The sequence below is a fragment of the Streptomyces sp. NPDC029956 genome (assembly GCF_055574655.1).
In genome coordinates this window covers 82,785-99,743 of the sequence record NZ_JBVHZJ010000025.1, presented here as the reverse complement: position 1 = coordinate 99,743, position 16,959 = coordinate 82,785, and the positions used below count along the sequence as shown (strand labels likewise).

Here is a 16,959-nt window from a genome sequence, read left to right as displayed (position 1 = left end):
GGCCGGACCTCCGTCCCGAGGTCCGACCGCCCTGCCGGGCCGTGTCCGGAAGCCCCGCCCGGCGGGCAGACGCCACTACCCGTCGGCCCCGGCCCGGCGCAGCAGCTCGATCAGGCCCTCACGGCCCAGTACCTCGAGCTCGTCGAGGGCGACCACGGCGCACGCCGCCGCCTCCGGATCGGAGGCGGCGAGCCCGCTCGCCGCGAACTCGTCCTCGTCGAGCCGCAGCACCTCGCTGCCGTCCGCCGACACCCACAGGTCCAGGTCCAGGTCGTCGATCACCACCCCGGAGCCGTCGATCACGGCCGGCCGGGTGATGTCGCAGTACCAGCCCTTGAGAGCGCCGTCCGCGGACCACACCTCCTTGACCGTGAACCAGCGGTCGCTCCAGTAGTGCTCCACGAAGACATCGCCCGGCTCGAACCGCACGAAGCCGAAGTCCCGTACCCCGTCGGCCGCCCACGGGGCACGCACCGAGAGCCGGGCGCCGTCCTCCGTGAGCACCTCCGCCGGATAGCGGATCTTCGTCCGGCCCGCCTTCGTCAGGGTGACCTCAACCGATCGTCCGGACATGCCGTACCTCCCGCGCTCCGACCTCGTAACCGAACCACTTGTTGATCGCCAGCATCGGCTCGTTCCCGGTGTCGTTCCCGGTGAACGCCTCCGTGCAGCCCGCCGCCCGGGCCCGGTGCAGCGATGTGTTCTTGGCGAGCTTGGCGAGCCCGCGCCCCCGGAACGCCGGCGCGGTGCCGGTCATCCCCGAGTTGTACCGGCCCAGACCGTCCGTCTGCGCCGCGCTGAACGCCGCCGGTACGCCGTCCACCACCGCGACCGTCGTCAGTGCGCGGTCGAGCAGCGGATGCTCCCAGGTCGTCGCCCGCCAGTGCGCGAAGTCGTCCATCTCGACCCCGACGTCGCCCGGCTCGTCGGCCGACGTCAGCGCGTCCAGCTCGAAGAGCGGCCTGGGGTCGGCCGCGAAGTCCTCGGCCGTGAGCAGCTCGACACCGGCCGGCGGCGCCTGCAGCGGCGGCAGCTCGGCGGTCGTGAGGTCGAGCCGGAGGAAGTACGCGGAACGGCTGGGGGAGTACCCCCGTCGCGCGGCCCAGGCGAGGTTCTCCGGCGCGTCCAGGGCCCAGCTGTACACGGTCCGCGCGCCCCACTCGGCCAGGTGCTCCTCGGCGGCGCGCAGCAGCAGCGTCCCCGCACCGCGCCCCGGATACGCGGGGTCCACGTACACGTTCGCGTAGCCGATTCCGGGCTCCGCCGCGTCGTGCGCGATGCCGACCTGGGCGGTCCCGATGATCTCGCCCGCCTCGGTCACGGCGACGAGCGGACGGTAGTGGCTGTCCGGGTGGGCGCGCGCCCAGTCGAAGACGAGCTGCTCGGCGGTGGCGAGCATGTAGGGGAGTGCGGCCCGGCGCACCCGGGCGAAACCCTCGGCGTCCTCCGCCCGCACATCACGCGAGATCACAGTCATGTCGCCGCACGCTACGGGTCGGGGACGCACCGCCGCCTCCCATTTTCAGGTGGGGTGGGGGCAGAATCGGCGGGGTGACACTCACCATCGCCGTGGACCACGAATCCACCACCGCTCCGTACGAACAACTGCGGGCCCAGATCTCGGAGCGGGCCCGGTCGGGCAGACTGCCGGTCGGGTACAAGCTGCCGACGGTACGAGGACTCGCGGAGCAGCTGGGCCTCGCCGCGAACACGGTCGCCAAGGCGTACAAGGCACTGGAGGCGGACGGGGTGATCGAGACGCGCGGACGTCACGGCACCTTCGTCGCCGCCGCAGGCGACGCGGCCACCCGCCGGGCCGCCACCGCCGCCGCCCAGTACGCCGAGGAGGCCCGCCGTCTCGGCCTCAGCCGCGAGGCGGCGGAGGCGGCGCTCAACGAGGCGCTGCGCGCCGCCTACGACAGCTGAGAGCCCCAGGCGAAGGACCTACAGGTACAGGCCCGCCCCCGCGGTGCGGGGTTCCGGGAAGTCCGCCGGGGGCGTGCCGCGGCGCAGGGCGAACAGCTCCGCCAGCGTCGCGCCCTCGCGCGGTACGTCCTCCGTGCGCCCCAGCCACTCCACGGACTCGGCCCTGCTCAGCGGTCCCACCTCGATCCGGGCCAGGCAGCGGCCCGGCCGGACCACGGCCGGGTGGAGCCGCTCCAGGTCCTCGTTGGTGGTGACGCCGACGAGGACGTTGCGCCCCTGGCCGAGCAGACCGTCCGTCAGGTTGAGCAGCCGCGACAGGGCCTGACCCGCCGTGTGCTTCGCCTCGCCCCGGATCAGCTCGTCGCAGTCCTCCAGGAGCAGCAGCCGCCAGCGCCCCTTCGCCGTGCCCTCGTCCTCCCCGATGGCGATGTCCATCAGATAGCCGACGTCGTTGAAGAGCCGCTCGGGATCGAGGACGCAGTCCACCTGGCACCAGTCACGCCACGACCGTGCCAGGGTGCGCAGCGCGGACGTCTTGCCCGTGCCGGGAGGGCCGTGCAGCAGCAGGAGGCGGCCGGAGATCGACTCGGGCGTCACCTGCATCAGCCGGTCCATCGACTCGGCGACCGAAGCCGAGTAGTTGGGCCGGACCTCGTCCCAGGTCCCGGCGCTGATCTGCCGGGTCGTCCGGTACGGGCCACGGCGCGGGGACACGTACCAGAACCCCATCGTCACGTTCTCCGGCTGGGGTTCCGGCTCGTCCTCGGCCCCGTCGGTCGCCTCCTTCAGGACCCGCTCGGCGAGCTCGGCGTCGGCGGCCGTCACGGTCACGTCGGCGCCCCGGTTCCAGCGGGAGATCAGCAGCGTCCACCCCTCGCCCTCGGCGAGCACGGCGCTGCGGTCGTCGTCCTTCGCGGCCCGCAGCACGGTGGCGCCGGCGGGAAGGAGGGTCGCCTCGGCCCTGACCCGGTCCACGGTGGTGCTGTGCGAATGGGGCTGTTCCCCGGTCGCGAAGCGGCCGAGGAACAGCGCGTCCACGACGTCCGCGGGCGAGTCGCTGTCGTCGAGCGTGAGCCGGATCGGCAGCGCCCGCTGCGGCTCGGACGGTACCGGTGGGGTGTCAGCCATGCGCCCATGATCGGGCAACCGGGCATTCCGTGCACCGGGTTTTGAACGGGACGATTCCTCGGACGCCCGCCTCCCGGAGCCGGACCTGGGGCTCAGATCCAGTGACCCCGCGCCGCGCCCCGGGCGCGCCGCGCGAGCGCGTACCCCTTCGTCATGACCCGGTCCGCCGCGAAGGTACGGGCGATCGCCCGCCCCTCCACGAGCCGGGTGAACTCCTCGACGCCGGTGGACCGGCGCACGGTCACCCGCTCCAGGGCGAACGGCCCCTGGCGGCGTCTGGCCAGCGCGTTGCCGACGGCGAGCGCCTGGGTGAACCCGGCCTCCCGGACCGTACGGCGGACCCGCCGGCTGGAGTATCCGTACGGGTACGCGAAGGAGACCGGTGCCGTCCCGAGCTCCTCGCCGACGATCTCCCGGCAGCGCAGCGTCTCGAACCGGAGCCTTCCCGCGTCGAGTTGGTCCAGCTGGGGGTGGGTGTGGCTGTGCCCGCCGATCTCCGTGCCCGCGTCGGCGAGTTCCCGTACCTGCGCCCAGTCGAGCATGGTGTCGAGCGCGCCGCCCGTCTCGTGCCTTCCGCGCAGCCAGCCGGTGGAGACGAAGACGGTGCTCGCGAAGGAGTGCTCGGCGAGCACGGGGAGGGCGTATCGGTGGACGCCCTCGTACCCGTCGTCGAAGGTGACGAGGAGCGGCCGCGCGGGCAGCGGGCCGCCGGTGCGCCAGGCGGCGGCGAGCGCGGCGGTGGTCAGCGGTGTGAATCCGCGCTCGGCGACCACGTCCATCTGCGCCGCGAAGGCCTCGGGGGTGACGGAGAGCCCGAGGGTCGCGGGGGCGGGGTCGGGGTCGACGGCGTGGTACATGAGGATGGGGACGGGCACGGCGGCGGTGCCGTCGACGCCGTCCGTGATGTCGCCGGCGTCGGGGGATGCGGTGGTGTCGGGGAAGGCGGTGGTGTGGGTCACCGGGCCCCTCCCTCGGACGCCGCGGCCTCTGCCCGTACCGCCTCGCCGGTTCCGGCGCCGGCAGCGGCCTCGTTCCCGGCCTCGTTCCCGGCCTCGTTCCCGGTCCCGGTTCCGGCCGTGGCTCCGGCCTCGGCCGTGGTCGGCCCGGGGACCTGACGCTCGATCGGCCCCCAGGAGAACGTCGTTCCGCTCCTCCGGGCCCGCAGCGTCCCCAGCGCGTACCCACCGGCCGCGACCGTCACCCCGGTGACGATCGCCCCGGCGCGGCCCGCGCCGCCGGAGCGCCCGCGCAGGGCGTCGCGCATCCCGCGCAGCACTCCGGCGGGCAACACCCTTGTGGTGTAACGGCGTTCGGACTCCAGGCCCTTCTGTGCGCCGACGCTCCGGGCGACGAGCGCCTTCGAGAGTCCCTCGGCGTAGACCCGGGTGCGGAAGTAGCCGAAGCGTTCGCGGACGGCGGGCACCTTGTGGTGGATGACCGCCCGGTCGTCGATGAGCAGGATCGCCTCGGGCAGGGCCTGGGAGAGCCGGATGCACAGCTCGGTCTCCTCGCCGCCGAGGGGCCGCCGGTCGCCGTCCCGCCCGATGCCGGTGGCGAATCCGCCGGCCGCGTCGAAGGCCGTACGGCGGAAGGAGGCGTTGCCGCCGAGCACGTTGCGCACCGGGACACGTCCCGGGGGCAGGCCCAGGTACGTACAGCCGACGACCCAGTCGAACTCCTCGGGAAACCAGGCGGGGCGGCGGCCGGAGGCCCAGGAGGGCAGTGTCCGGCCGCCGACGGCCATGACGCGCGGGTCGTCGTAGGCCGCCGAGAAGTGGTGGAGCCAGTCCCGCTCGGCGACGGCGTCGTCGTCGAGGAAGGCCACGAACTCGCCGCGGGCGGCGGCGATTCCGGTGTTGCGGCCGGCGGAGAGGCCGCGGGGGCCCGCGTTGGCGAGCACCCGCACCTCCTCGGTGAGCCGCTGTTCCGCGTACTCCTCGGTCAGCCGGGAGAGGAGCCGCTCGTTGTGGTCGACCACGAGCAGGGTCTCCAGGGCGGGCAGCGACTGCTTCCGTACGGAGTCGACGGCGGCGAGGATGTCCTCCCACCGGTCCTCCGTGTAGACGCAGATCACCACCGAGAAGCCGTGCGGGGACGTGCGGTCGTTCAAGACGCCTCTCCCCGGGGCACGTTGACCGAGAACGGGGCCGGCCGGCGGCGGGCCGCCTTGCTGACGGCCTTCTCCTTGAGGATGACCTTCAGGACCCGGATGCCGTCGCGCACGGCGTTGAGGTTGCTGACGCCGTGGATGCGGTTGTATTCGTGGCTCGGCACCTCCTGCACCTTGAGGCCGGCCGTGACGACCCTGATGTTGATGAGGGTCTCTATCTCGAAGCCGGTGCAGTCGAGGGTGATCTTGTCGAGGCAGTGCCGCCAGAAGGCGTTGTAGCCGTAGCAGAGGTCGGTGTACCGGGCGCCGAACTTGCGGTTGACGAGCGAGCAGAGGGCCCAGTTGCCCAGTCTGCGAATGGTCGTCATGTCGTCCGTGCCGCCTCCGTTGGCGAAACGGGAGCCCTTGGCGAAATCGGCACCGCCGACGAGGGCGGAGACGTACGAGACGATCTCCTGGCCGTCGGCCGAGCCGTCCGCGTCGACCATGACGATGATGTCGCCGGTGCAGGCTGCGAAGCCGCTGATCAGCGCGTCGCCCTTGCCCTTGCCGACCTGCTTGACGACCTTGACGTCCGGCCAGAGTTCACGGGCGACATCCACCGTGTTGTCCGTGGAATTTCCGTCGACGAGGACGACTTCGTGAATCCAGTCCGGCAGTGTCTTGAACACGTACGGAAGATTTTCGGCTTCGTTCATCGCGGGAATGACGACACTCACCGGCGGAGTGATCGCCAGATGCGAGGTGATGGCCCGGTACTGGGCGGCTATTCGACTCGGCTCGGTCAATTCTTGGCCCGAGGCGGATGGGCGCAGGAACGAGCTCATGGGTCTGATTTCCCTCTCGTCCGGTGGGCCGCCCACCCCTTGGGCGGTCCGATGGTGTGTCCGGTTCGAAAGGGGGGTTCTCGCCACCGCCCACGCGGAAACGATCTCCTTGCGGAAACGGCGAGTTGGCATGTCTGGCCGCGCGGTACCCGCGACTCGGCGCACATTCGAACACCGAGCACGGCACCCCCCTACCGCGCCCCGCACCGGGACCATCAGCGACGCTAGAGCCCTCCCCTGAGCCGCTGTGCGTGATGGATCGGTGCGGGTGAGATGTACGACGGTATTGATGAATGGGACTGTATGGCAAGTCCCTGATCTGCGGCCCGCTTTTCCGTAGTTTGGCGAAGCTTCGACGGTCAGATGTGCAACCGTCCCGATCGGATTCGGTCAATCCGTTTGCGTGCAGAGAACAGTGATGCGGGATCAGACTTCTGTGCTTTGTTGTGTGAATGTGTTCGCGTTCTCGTTCGATCATCCAGCGGGACCGGAGCCTCCGCTTCCTGTCCTCTTTCGTTCGCCTGCCGGCCGCCCGCTGTGCGTGGCCGAAACTCGACGGTCGCTGACGGAGGGTCGGGTGACGTTCGGCCCCAGTTTTGACATGAACACTTCCGGTGCGGCGGATCCGATGCTACTACCTGGTAGCGCAGAGATCCTGCTACAGGGAGGTTCCATGAGACTGTCCCGATTTGCCGCCGTATCGTCCTCGCTCCTGCTCGGCGCCGTCCTCGCCCTCACCGGGGCGGGCGCCGCCCAGGCCGCCGAGACCGCCGCACTCGACTATGTGGCCCTTGGCGACTCGTACTCCTCCGGTGTCGGCGCCGGGAGTTACGACAGCGCCAGCGGCGACTGCAAGCGCTCCACGAAGGCGTACCCGGTGCTGTGGAAGAACGCGAACGCCCCCTCCTCCTTCGCGTTCACCGCCTGCTCCGGCGCCCGAACGGGTGATGTGACCGCGAATCAGCTCGGTCCCCTCTCGGCCGCCACCGACCTGGTCTCCGTCACGATCGGGGGAAATGACGCCGGTTTCGCCGACGTCATGACGACCTGTGTGCTGCAGTCCGAAGCCACCTGCATCAGCCGTGTGAATCAGGCCAAGAGCTACGTCGACACGACGCTGCCCGGCAAGCTCGACTCCGTCTACACGGCGATCAGGAACAAGGCCCCCGCCGCCCACGTGGTCGTCCTCGGCTACCCGCGCTTCTACCAGCTGGGCGGCAGCTGTATCGCGGGCCTCAGCGAGAACGAGCGCCGCGCCATCAACGGAGCCTCCGACTACCTCAACGCCGCCGTCGCCAAGCGCGCGGCGGACCACGGCTACACCTTCTCCAGCGTCGTCCCGGCGTTCACCGGACACGAGATCTGCTCCGGCTCCGCCTGGCTGCACAGCGTCAACTGGCTCAACATCGGGGAGTCCTACCACCCGACGGCCGCCGGTCAGTCCGGCGGTTACCTGCCCAGCTTCAGGAACGCGGTGTAACCGGACCGCCGCCCGCGCCGTCCGTGGCGCCGGGGCCGGCCGGAGCGGTGCTCGTGACGCCGCCCGGCCCGGGCCCGGCGCCACGCTCGTCGTCCCGGACCAGGTGATACGCCAGGGCTCCCGCGATGAGCAGCGCGCCGATCAGTCCGGCGAGCAGGACGTGGGCGCGGCGCGGTGACGTCGCCCGAGGGGAGCGCGACACCGAACTCCCCTCGGCGGGGGAGTCGTTGTCGTGAGGGCCGCCGACCCGTCGGCCCGGCTCGCCTTCCGCCGGGACGGCGGGCGCCGCGCCGGACGGTTCCGCCGCCGGGGCCCGGCCCGGCTCCGCCCGTGCGGGCCGCGCGCCGCCCGTCGCCACCCGCCGCAGCTCCCGCTCGACCCGGTCCGCCGTCGGCGCGTGCCCCGGGGCCTCGCGCGACAGCCCCTCGATCAGGGTGCGGAGCTCCCCGGCCCGGTCGTCCTTCGAGGGCAGCGGCGACGGCGGCGCCGACACCGTCGCCCCGAGGAGCCTCCCCAGCGCGCGCAGCTCCGCCGCCGGCCCCGGGTCGTCCTCCGGAGCCGTGCCGAAGCCGGTCACGACGGTCCGTCCGTCATTGGCGAGGAGGACGTGCTCCGGATCCACCTCGCGGTGCGGGAGGCCCGCCTCCCGCGCCGCCCGCAGCCCGGCCAGGACCTCCGCCCCGACGCGGGCGGCCTCGCGCGGCGGCAGCGGCCCGGCCGCCTCCAGCGTCTCGGCGAGGGTGAGGCCCCGGACGAGCTCCATGACGGCCCAGGGCCGACCGTCCTCCGTCGCGACGCCGAGGACCCGTACGACGGCGGGATGGGAGATCCGGGCGGCCGCCCGGGCCTCGCGCTCGCGCCGCGCGTACAGGAGGGGGACGTCGTCCGCCGGAAGCCCGTCCGGGGCCCGGAGCTCCTTGAGGGCCACCTCGTGGCGGTCCGTCTCGTCCAGGGCGCGCCAGACGGTGCCCGTCGCCCCTTCGGCGAGTACGTCCAGAAGCCGGTAACGACCCGCGATCACCGTCATGGATCCACGGTAGCCGAGGGGTGTCCTCCCGGCCCCCGGTCCGTCGGCGCCGTGCTGTCCGGTCCGCCGGTGTCGTGGCGCCCGGTCCAGGGGCGGCACGAGTGGGACGATCTTGGTGGTGGAGATCACACCGGTCCGGATGTGCGAGTCCGCGGGTCGGGAGGGCAGGATGGTTCGTGACGGTTCGGCAGGTGTTCGAAATCCTGTCCAACTCGCCCTGGAATCAGATGGATTCGGACGGTGACCGTCAACCCCCGTACGAGTGCCGTGAATCCCGCCGCCGGGATACACGGGTGTCACCGCGGGGCGATAGGGTTAACCTGCCCTGGGTCGGGTGCCCTTGTACGGGTGGGGAGTGACATGGAACAGATAGCAATGCGCAGCAGGCCGCGAGTGCCTGCCATCACCTGCGGGAGCAGCGCGACGAGTTCGCGGCTCGACCGTCATCTCGCGGTGCTCGGCGGTCCCGCCGTGCCCCAGCGGGAGGTGGCCGAGGCGACGCTGCTGATGCGTGAACTGACGTCGCGTACGCCCGAGGCGCCGGTGCACGGCCACCGCAGCCGGAGCGCGCGGGTCTCGCTCTTCGCCCCGCTCCGCCGCCTGCGCCGCTCCCTCTTCGGAACGCGCCACTAGGAGTCGGGCGCACCGGGTCGAGCAACCCCGAGGTTCCCGCCCGCTTCCGCCCGGTCGCCCGTACGACTCCGACTGCACGACTGCCTGACCGCACGACTGCGACGTCGCCGGACGTGTCCCCGCCCGTCCGGCGCTCCGTCGTACCCGGCTGCGGGCCCGACCCCGCGAGAGCCGCGCGACCCCGGGGGCGGCGCCGGGCCCCGTACGGCCTCAGGCGATCACACCCGCGCTCCTCAGCTCCTTCACCTCGGCCTCCGGCACCCCGAGCTCCCCGAGGAGCCGGTCCGTGTCCTGCCCGAGAGCCGGGATCCGGTCCATGCGCGGCTCCGGCGCGTCCGGGAACACGATCGGCGGCAGCAGCGAACGCAGCGCCCCGACCTGCGACTCGACCTCCCTCCAGCGGTCACGGGCCGTCAGCTGGGGATGGTCCGCGAGCTCCGCGACCGAGTTGAGCCGGGCGCACGCGATGCCCGCCGCGTCGAGCCGGGCAAGTGCCTCGGGGGCCGTCAGCGGGGCCAGCGCCGCCGCGACCACCGCGTCCGTCGCCGCCCGGCCGGCCACCCGCGCCGTGTTCGTCGCGAAGCCCGGGGCGTCGGCGAGGTCGGGCCGGCCGAGGACCTGCTCGGCGAGCCGGCGCCACTCCCGGTCGTTCTGCACGGAGAGCAGCACCAGGCCGCCGTCCGCCGTCGGATAGGCGTCGTACGGAGCGATCACCGCGTGCGCGAGCCCCGTTCGCGCCGGGGGCGTGCCCCCATGCATGCCGTAATGCAACGGGTGCCCCATCCACTCGGCGAGCGAGTCGAGCAGGGAGACCTCCACCGGGCCGCCCCGGCCGGTCGTGCCGCGCCGGACGAGCGCGGCGAGGGCGCCGGAGAAGGCGTACATGCCGGCGGCGATGTCCGCCGCCGGGATCCCGGACTTGACCGGGTGCTCCGGCGTCCCGGTCACCGACACCAGGCCCGCCTCGCACTGGACGAGCATGTCGTACGCCCGCTTGTGCGCGTACGGTCCCTCCGCCCCGTATCCGGAGACGTCCACGGCGATCAGCCGCGGGTGCGCGGCGCAGAGCGTGGCGGCGTCGAGACCCAGCCGGGCCGCCGCCCCCTGAGCGAGGTTCTGCACGAAGACGTCCGCGCCGGCCACCATCCGCCGGGCCAGGGCGAGACCGCGCGGGTCCTTGAGGTCGACCGCCACGGACTCCTTGCCGCGGTTGCACCACACGAAGTGGGAGGCGAGGCCCCGGGCGGCCGTGTCGTACCCCCGGGCGAAGTCCCCGCCGTCGGGGCGCTCGATCTTGACGACGCGGGCGCCGAGGTCGGCGAGCTGCCGGGTGGCGAAGGGCGCGGCGACGGCCTGCTCGACGGCGACGACCGTGATGCCTTCGAGGGGGAGTGGCTGAGTGCTCATGAAAGCCGTGCCTACCCTGCGGGGCCGGTCCTTGTCACCAGGGGACATGTCACCCCCGGTGCGGCCGCGGATCGTCAGCCCCGGGTGTAGCGGCGGACCGCGAGCGGGGCGAAGAGGGCGATCAGGCCCAGCGACCAGAGCAGCGCCCCGGCGACCGGGTGGGCCACCGGCCAGGCCGCGTCCGCCGGGACGGGCGCGTTGCCGAAGAGGACCCGCACCGCCGTGGTGACCGACGAGATCGGGTTCCACTCGGCGACCGTGCGCAGCCAGCCCGGCATGTCGTCCGTCGGGATGTACGCGTTGGAGAGCAGCGGCAGCATGAAGGTGGCGCTGCCCAGCTGACCCGCGGCCTCCTCGCTCTTCGAGGCGAGGCCGAGCAGGATGCCCACCCAGGTCGTCGCGAAGCGGAAGAGCAGCAGCAGGCCGAAGGCGCCCAAGGCCTCCGGCGCCGTCCCCTCGATCCGCCAGCCCATGGCGAGCCCGACCAGGACGAGCGGCACCGTGCCGACGGCGCCGGCCACGAGGTCGGCGAGCGCCTGTCCGAGCGGGACGGCGGACCGGCTCACGGGCATGGTCCTGAAGCGGTCCATGACACCGCGGTGGGCGTCCTGGGCGGCCTGGAACATGCCGGTCATCAGGCCTCCGGCCGCGGTCGCGACGAGCAGGCCAGGCACCAGGTGGGCCCGGTACTCGGAGCCCGGCACGGCGAGCGCGCTGCCGAACACGTACCCGAAGAACAGCAGGAACACGATCGGCATCGTCTGCGTCATCACGGTGATCGCGGGCGCGTGCCGGATGCGCAGGAGATGGCGACCGAGGACGGCCGTCCCGTCATGGACGAGAGCGGTGCTCACGGTGCGCGTTCCCTGCTCCTGGCCGAGAGCGGTGCTCATGCGACGAGTTCCTTCCGGTCGGTGAGGCGCAGGAACACCTCGTCGAGGGTGGGCGGGCGCAGCGAGGCGTCGATGACGAGGACCCCGGCCGCGTCGACCTCGCGGACGATCCGCGGGAGGGTGAGCGTGCCGTCCGTGGTCACCGCGCCGACCGTGCGGTGCTCGGCGTCCAGGACCGGGGCCGAGCCGGTCAGCCGGTCGAGGACGGCCGCGGCCGCTTCGAGGGCCGAGGGGTCGGCGACGACGACCTCGGCGTAGCTGCCGACGAGCGCCTTGAGTTCGGCCGGGGTGCCGCGCTGGGCCACGCGTCCCTCGTCGATCAGGACGATGTCGTCGGCGAGCTGGTCGGCCTCCTCCAGGTACTGCGTGGTCAGCAGCACGGTGGTGCCCCGGGACGCCAACCCCCGTACGGCGTCCCAGATCCCGTTCCGGCTGTGCGGGTCGAGCCCGGTCGTCGGCTCGTCGAGGAAGAGGACCCGCGGCGGTACGAGCAGGCTCGCGGCCAGGTCGAGCCGGCGCCGCATGCCGCCGGAGTAGGTGCGGGCGGGGCGCCCGGCGGCCGCCGTGAGGCCGAACTGCTCCAGGAGTTCGTCGGCGCGGGCGCGCGGGGCGCGGAGCAGGCGCGCGAAGAGCCGCAGGTTCTCGGCGCCGGTCAGGTCGCCGTCGACGGAGGCGTACTGCCCGGTGACCGCGATCCGCTTCCGTACCCCCGCCGGGTCGCGCACCACGTCGTGGCCGGCCACCAGCGCGCTTCCCGCGTCGGGCTTCACCAGGGTCGTCAGGACGCGGACGGCGGTGGTCTTTCCGGCGCCGTTGGGGCCGAGGACGCCGCAGACCGAGCCCTCGGGGACGGCGAGGTCGAGGCCGCGAAGGGCGTGGACATCGCCGAATCGCTTCTGCAGACCCTCACTAAGTACAGCGTACGTAGTCGTCATGGCGCGACCATATCGCACTACGTACGGCGTACGTAACTACGATGGGGGGCGAGGTGATGATCCATGGCGGGCCGAGCGGCCGAACCGGAAGTGATCTGGGCGCGGCCCGAACGCGCGGGCCGAGGCCCGAAACCGGCGTACAGCCGCCGCGACATCGTGGACACCGCCGTGCGCATCGCCGACGCGGACGGCATCGACGCGGTCTCCATGCGGCGGATCGCCGCCGAGATCGGCTGCGGCACCATGTCGCTCTACAACTACGTCCCCCGCAAGGAGGACCTGTACGAGCTGATGGTCGACGCGGTCAGCGGCGAGTACGCGCTCCCCGAGGAACCGAGCGGCGACTGGCGCGCCGACATGACCGGGATCGCGTACCAGAGCCGCGCGCTCATGTACCGGCACCCCTGGCTGGCCCGGGTGATGACCACCGCCTACGGATTCAGCCCCAACGCCCTGCGCTTCCTGGAGTGGTGCCTCGGCTGTCTCGTCCCGCTCGACGTCCCCCCGGGCCTGAAGATGCAGCTGATCGCCATGGTCAACGGCACGGTGATGGCGACCGTCGCCAACGAACAGGCCATCGCCGAGCGGGCCCGCGGACTTCCCTGGTCCGAGGCCGAGGAGCAGGCGGTGCGCGGCGCCTATCTCATGGGACAGGTCGCGAGCGGGAGGTACCCGCACCTCGCCGGACTGCTCGCCGAGGCCCCCGCCGCCCCCGTCGACCCGGACGAGATCTTCGCCCTGACCATCAGGCGCCTCCTCGACTCGTTCGCGCCGCCGGAGGGCCCCGTCACAACAGCATGAACTGGCCCTCCGGGCCCTCCTCCTGATGGTCGAGCACGGAGGCGGGGCGGCGGGACCCGGCCGGCGGCGGCAGGACGCCCGCCGCCCGCAGCTCCTCCCGGCCCGCGGACCCGGCCGCCGCGGTCGCGGTAGGGGTCGGGGTAGCGGTCGCGGTCGCGGTCGGGGTAGGGGCCGCCGAGGCGAGGGCCGCCCGCTCCGGCTCCCGTGCGCCGAGCAGCGCCAGCACCGTGACCAGGTCCAGCAGTTCCGAGGTCCACTCCTGCGGCCAGGCCGCAGGACCGATCGCGTCGAGCGAGCCGGGCTCCGCCGGGGCGGTACGGTGCGCGAACCACTGCTCGAGGACCCGCACCCCGCCGACGCCGAACTCCCAGGCCTCCGCCGGTACGGGCGAGATGCGGCCCTCGCCGAGACAGAGGGCCTCGTCGGCCTCGTCGTACGTCATCGTCCCGGGGTGGGCCGGCACCGCCGCCCGCACGTACGGACGGCGCCCGCCCGGCAGTCGCGGCTTCGTCCCCGTCAGCGCACCCCGCACCTGAAGGTCGACGAGGTCCCGGCCGAGCGCCACACCCGCCGCCCAGACCTCCGGGTCCTCCGGGAGCGGCACCCGGCATCCGGCGGGGGAGGGGCGGGCCGCCGCCACCGTCCACGCGAGCCACTCCAGGGCGTCGACCTCGTGCCCGTACCGCTCGCCGAGGAAGCCGAGAAGACCGGGGGCGAGGTTCGGTTCCAGGCCCCCGGGGCGCCGGAACAGCGGACGGATCCGGCCCGGTCGGCCCGCGGGGGAGCGGCCCTCGGGCAGCGCGGCCGTCACCAGGACCGGTGGTCCGGCCGCCCCGGGCACGTAGCCCTGCTCGACGGCGAAGAGCTGCGGTGCGCCGACGACCCGCCACAGCTCCGGCCGCGCGGTGTCGATCAGGCGGTGGTCGGGCAGCAGCAGCTGTTCGTCGAACGGCCCGCGCGCGACCCGTACCGGCTCCGGGCACGGTCCCGGCTCACGGGCCCAGCGCACCGTCCCGGTCCGCTGGCCCGGCAGGGCGGCGACGGCGGTCGACGGGGTCCGCGCCCTGCTGGGGCGGAACAGGGCCTCCCGCTCGGCCCCCTCGGCGGCCACCAGACGGTCCCACCGGGACCGCAGCGTCCGCGCGTCCGGCGCCACGATCCACGAGCGGCCGAAGCGCAGCGGCGCGACGGACCACGGCATGAGGTCGTCGAGGAGGGGGAGATCGGCGGTCGCGTCGGTGTGGGTGTGGGTGTGGGCGTCGGCTTCGGCGAGGGTTGCGTCGGCGTGGGCGGGGTCGGCGAGGGGGGCGCCGCCGAGGGGAGGCGGATCGGCGTTGCTCGCTCCGGGGGCTTCCGTCACGCCCCGCATGCTAACGACCGCCGTCCGTGGGTCTCCACCGTCCGGAGACCCCGGCCGGCTGCCGATGGGCTTCGGCTGCGACCCTCACCGACCGCACACCGTGCCCGTCACTGGGCTTCGACCGTGACCGTGAAGGAGAAGCGGTCGCCGCGGTACCGGATGCGCGCCACGTCGACGACCCTTCCGTCCGCGTCGTAGGTCACGCCGGTGTAGTGCAGGATCGGCGACAGGAGCGGGACCTCCAGGAGCGCCGCCGTCTCCGGGTCGGCGAGACGGGCCTCGACCGTGTCCGTGATGCGGCTGATCCGCACCCCGACGACGTCCCGCAGCACCTTCGTCATCGGCCAGCGCTCCAGATCGGCAGGGTCGATCGCGGCGGCGAGCTCGGGACGTACCGCGTTCTCCGCCCAGTTGGTCGGCTCGCCGCTCTCCCCGTCGCGTCGCAGCCGCCGGTACGCCACGATCTCCGTGAGGTCGGGGAAGTGCTCGGCGAGCTCCCCCGGCACCGCCTCCGTGCCGTGCCCGAGGACCGTCGTCCGCTCGCCCGACTGCTGGGCCACGATCGCGTCGATCGAGCCGAGCAGCCGGCGTGGGGTGGAGCGCCGGGCGCCCGGCTCGATGAAGGTCCCGCGCCGCCGGTGCCGGCTGATCAGGCCCTCCTCCTCGAGTTCTTTGAGGGCCTGGCGCATCGTGAGCACACTGACGCCGTAGTGCGCCGCGAGCTGCTCCTCGGTGGGCAGCCGCAGGGAGGCGTCGGGCGTGCGGCCCAGTATCGAGGCGCGCAACGACTGCGAGACCTGATACCAGAGCGGCAGCTTGCGGTTCAGGACCAGCGAGTCGGGTGCGAAGGCGGTCACGGGTTCTCCGTACGAAGGCTACGGGCTTACGGCCGAGACACTACGGCCGGAAGTGGCGCTCCAGACCCTGCCATACGTCGTCGTAGCCGTTCTGCAGGTGGTCGGCGCCCGCGGCCTGCGGGGTCGCGGTCACCGGCCAGCGCGTCTCGAACATGAAGGCGAGGCCGTCGTCGATCTTCTGCGGCTTCAGCTCGGCGGCGCTCGCCCGGTCGAAGGTCTCCCGGTCGGGGCCGTGCGCGGACATCATGTTGTGCAGCGAGCCGCCCCCGGGCACGAAGCCCTCCGCCTTCGCGTCGTACGCGCCCTCGATGAGACCCATGTACTCGCTCATCACGTTGCGGTGGAAGTACGGCGGCCGGAAGGTGTCCTCGCCGACCAGCCAGCGCGGGGCGAAGACGACGAAGTCCACGCTCGCGAGCCCCGGGGTGTCGGAGGGCGAGGTGAGGACCGTGAAGATCGACGGGTCGGGGTGGTCGTACGAGATCGTCCCGATGACATTGAAACGGTGCAGGTCGTAGACGTACGGGGTGTGGTTGCCGTGCCAGGCGACGACATCGAGCGGCGAGTGGCCGTACGTCGCCGACCACAGGTTGCCGCAGTACTTGTTGACCACCTCGACCGGACCCTCGACGTCCTCGTAGGCGGCGACCGGGGCCCGGAAGTCACGGGCGTTGGCGAGGCCGTTGGCGCCGATCGGGCCGAGGTCGGGCAGCTGGAACGGGGCGCCGTAGTTCTCGCAGACGTAGCCGCGGGCGGTCTCGTCCAGAAGGTCCACGCGGAACCGGACGCCGCGCGGGATCAGCGCCGTCTCGCCGGGGTGGACGGCGAGCAGGCCCAGCTCGGTGCGGAGGAGGAGGCCGCCGCGCTCCGGGACGATCAGCAGCTCGCCGTCCGCGTTGCCGAAGACCCGCTCCATGGAGGCGTTCGCGTGGTAAAGATGCACGGCCATGCCGGCCCGCTGGGTCGCGTCGCCGTTGCCGCCGAGGGTCCACAGACCGGCCAGCCAGTCGGTGCCGGGGGCCGGGTCGGGCAGCGGGTTCCAGCGCAGCCGGTTGGGGTCGGGCACGGTCTCGTCGAAGGGCGCGGAGCGCACGTCGCCGTTGTCGATCCGGGTGAACGGCGGGTGCGCCGCGGAGGGGCGGATCCGGTAGAGCCAGGAGCGGCGGTTGTGCGCCCGCGGTTCGGTGAACGCACTGCCGCTGAGCTGCTCGGCGTAGAGGCCGAGGGGTGCCCGCTGCGGTGAGTTACGGCCGTGCGGCAGTGCGCCGGCGATCGCCTCCGAGCTGTGCTCGTTGCCGAAACCGGTGCTGTAACCGAGCGCCTCGGCCGTCTTCCTGGCCTGCTCGCGCTTCTCGGCCTGCTCCGTGGTCATCGCCCGCTCCTGTCCTGAGCCCACAAGGGAAGCCCACAAGGGAATCCTATGCATGACCGTAGGATTCCGCGCGGCTCACGTCAACGGGTCACCGGGAGTCGGTGGCCGAAACGGGGCGCCCGCCTCCGTGGGCGAGGCGCCCGGAGAACCGGGTGCTGCGCGAGGGGGTCAAAAAAGATGAACAATGCTCTACTCTCACGCGC

General features: G+C 72.8%; 17 protein-coding genes. 4 read left to right on the top strand and 13 right to left on the bottom strand.

What is annotated here, in order from left to right:
* Positions 1-75: 75 nt before the first annotated feature.
* Positions 76-573, bottom strand: coding sequence for a ribonuclease FAU-1 family protein (locus tag ACZ4XX_RS21255; RefSeq protein WP_468509401.1), 498 nt, complete (start codon positions 571-573; stop codon positions 76-78).
* Positions 554-1,477, bottom strand: coding sequence for a GNAT family N-acetyltransferase (locus ACZ4XX_RS21250; protein ID WP_468509400.1), 924 nt, complete (start codon positions 1,475-1,477; stop codon positions 554-556). The genes ACZ4XX_RS21255 and ACZ4XX_RS21250 overlap by 20 nt, the downstream gene beginning before the upstream one ends.
* 74 nt (positions 1,478-1,551) lie before the next feature.
* Between ACZ4XX_RS21250 and ACZ4XX_RS21245 the strand changes: the two genes are divergently transcribed.
* The gene (locus ACZ4XX_RS21245; protein WP_189833367.1) at positions 1,552-1,926 is read left to right on the top strand and encodes a GntR family transcriptional regulator; all 375 of its coding nucleotides are present in this window, start codon (positions 1,552-1,554) and stop codon (positions 1,924-1,926) included.
* Between the two features lie 18 nt (positions 1,927-1,944).
* Here ACZ4XX_RS21245 and ACZ4XX_RS21240 read toward each other — a convergent pair whose 3' ends face one another.
* The 4 genes from ACZ4XX_RS21240 to ACZ4XX_RS21225 form a co-directional block, all read right to left on the bottom strand.
* Complete coding sequence (locus tag ACZ4XX_RS21240) at positions 1,945-3,054, bottom strand: DUF5925 domain-containing protein (RefSeq protein WP_468509399.1); 1,110 nt, start codon at positions 3,052-3,054, stop codon at positions 1,945-1,947.
* Between the two features lie 92 nt (positions 3,055-3,146).
* The gene (locus tag ACZ4XX_RS21235) at positions 3,147-3,911 is read right to left on the bottom strand and encodes a polysaccharide deacetylase family protein (protein WP_468509421.1); all 765 of its coding nucleotides are present in this window, start codon (positions 3,909-3,911) and stop codon (positions 3,147-3,149) included.
* 98 nt (positions 3,912-4,009) lie between these two features.
* A complete protein-coding gene (locus ACZ4XX_RS21230) occupies positions 4,010-5,164 on the bottom strand; it encodes a glycosyltransferase family 2 protein (RefSeq protein ID WP_468509398.1) in 1,155 nt (384 codons plus the stop codon).
* Positions 5,161-5,991 carry a glycosyltransferase family 2 protein gene (locus ACZ4XX_RS21225; RefSeq protein WP_468509397.1) on the bottom strand — a complete coding sequence of 277 codons (831 nt, stop codon included), beginning with the start codon at positions 5,989-5,991 and terminating at the stop codon, positions 5,161-5,163. Before ACZ4XX_RS21225 ends, ACZ4XX_RS21230 begins: the two co-directional genes overlap by 4 nt.
* Before the next feature lie 673 nt (positions 5,992-6,664).
* Here ACZ4XX_RS21225 and ACZ4XX_RS21220 point away from each other — a divergent pair.
* The gene (locus tag ACZ4XX_RS21220; protein WP_468509396.1) at positions 6,665-7,471 is read left to right on the top strand and encodes an SGNH/GDSL hydrolase family protein; all 807 of its coding nucleotides are present in this window, start codon (positions 6,665-6,667) and stop codon (positions 7,469-7,471) included.
* On the opposite strand, the gene ACZ4XX_RS21215 is transcribed toward ACZ4XX_RS21220, so the two are convergent.
* Complete coding sequence (locus ACZ4XX_RS21215; RefSeq protein ID WP_468509395.1) at positions 7,455-8,498, bottom strand: protein kinase domain-containing protein; 1,044 nt, start codon at positions 8,496-8,498, stop codon at positions 7,455-7,457. The genes ACZ4XX_RS21220 and ACZ4XX_RS21215 overlap by 17 nt on opposite strands.
* Positions 8,499-8,858: 360 nt before the next feature.
* Between ACZ4XX_RS21215 and ACZ4XX_RS21210 the strand changes: the two genes are divergently transcribed.
* Positions 8,859-9,131: a hypothetical protein gene (locus ACZ4XX_RS21210; RefSeq protein ID WP_468509394.1), complete on the top strand. Its 273-nt coding sequence runs from the start codon at positions 8,859-8,861 to the stop codon at positions 9,129-9,131.
* Positions 9,132-9,341: 210 nt separating this feature from the next.
* Here ACZ4XX_RS21210 and ACZ4XX_RS21205 read toward each other — a convergent pair whose 3' ends face one another.
* The 3 genes from ACZ4XX_RS21205 to ACZ4XX_RS21195 form a co-directional block, all read right to left on the bottom strand.
* The gene (locus ACZ4XX_RS21205; protein WP_468509393.1) at positions 9,342-10,538 is read right to left on the bottom strand and encodes a CaiB/BaiF CoA transferase family protein; all 1,197 of its coding nucleotides are present in this window, start codon (positions 10,536-10,538) and stop codon (positions 9,342-9,344) included.
* Between the two features lie 74 nt (positions 10,539-10,612).
* The gene (locus ACZ4XX_RS21200; protein WP_468509392.1) at positions 10,613-11,431 is read right to left on the bottom strand and encodes an ABC transporter permease; all 819 of its coding nucleotides are present in this window, start codon (positions 11,429-11,431) and stop codon (positions 10,613-10,615) included.
* Positions 11,428-12,366: an ATP-binding cassette domain-containing protein gene (locus ACZ4XX_RS21195; protein ID WP_468509391.1), complete on the bottom strand. Its 939-nt coding sequence runs from the start codon at positions 12,364-12,366 to the stop codon at positions 11,428-11,430. The genes ACZ4XX_RS21200 and ACZ4XX_RS21195 overlap by 4 nt, the downstream gene beginning before the upstream one ends.
* 63 nt (positions 12,367-12,429) lie before the next feature.
* Between ACZ4XX_RS21195 and ACZ4XX_RS21190 the strand changes: the two genes are divergently transcribed.
* On the top strand, positions 12,430-13,167 hold the full coding sequence (locus ACZ4XX_RS21190) for a TetR/AcrR family transcriptional regulator (protein ID WP_468509390.1): 738 nt from the start codon (positions 12,430-12,432) through the stop codon (positions 13,165-13,167).
* Here the strand turns inward: ACZ4XX_RS21190 and ACZ4XX_RS21185 are convergent.
* The 3 genes from ACZ4XX_RS21185 to hmgA form a co-directional block, all read right to left on the bottom strand.
* Positions 13,154-14,536 carry a type ISP restriction/modification enzyme gene (locus ACZ4XX_RS21185; protein ID WP_468509389.1) on the bottom strand — a complete coding sequence of 461 codons (1,383 nt, stop codon included), beginning with the start codon at positions 14,534-14,536 and terminating at the stop codon, positions 13,154-13,156. The two genes, ACZ4XX_RS21190 and ACZ4XX_RS21185, sit on opposite strands and share 14 nt — an antisense overlap.
* A 98-nt stretch (positions 14,537-14,634) precedes the next feature.
* Positions 14,635-15,384, bottom strand: coding sequence for a GntR family transcriptional regulator (locus ACZ4XX_RS21180; RefSeq protein WP_468509388.1), 750 nt, complete (start codon positions 15,382-15,384; stop codon positions 14,635-14,637).
* 40 nt (positions 15,385-15,424) lie between these two features.
* Entirely contained in the window at positions 15,425-16,756 is a 1,332-nt protein-coding gene (hmgA, locus tag ACZ4XX_RS21175; RefSeq protein WP_468509387.1) for a homogentisate 1,2-dioxygenase, read from the bottom strand.
* Positions 16,757-16,959: the final 203 nt, after the last annotated feature.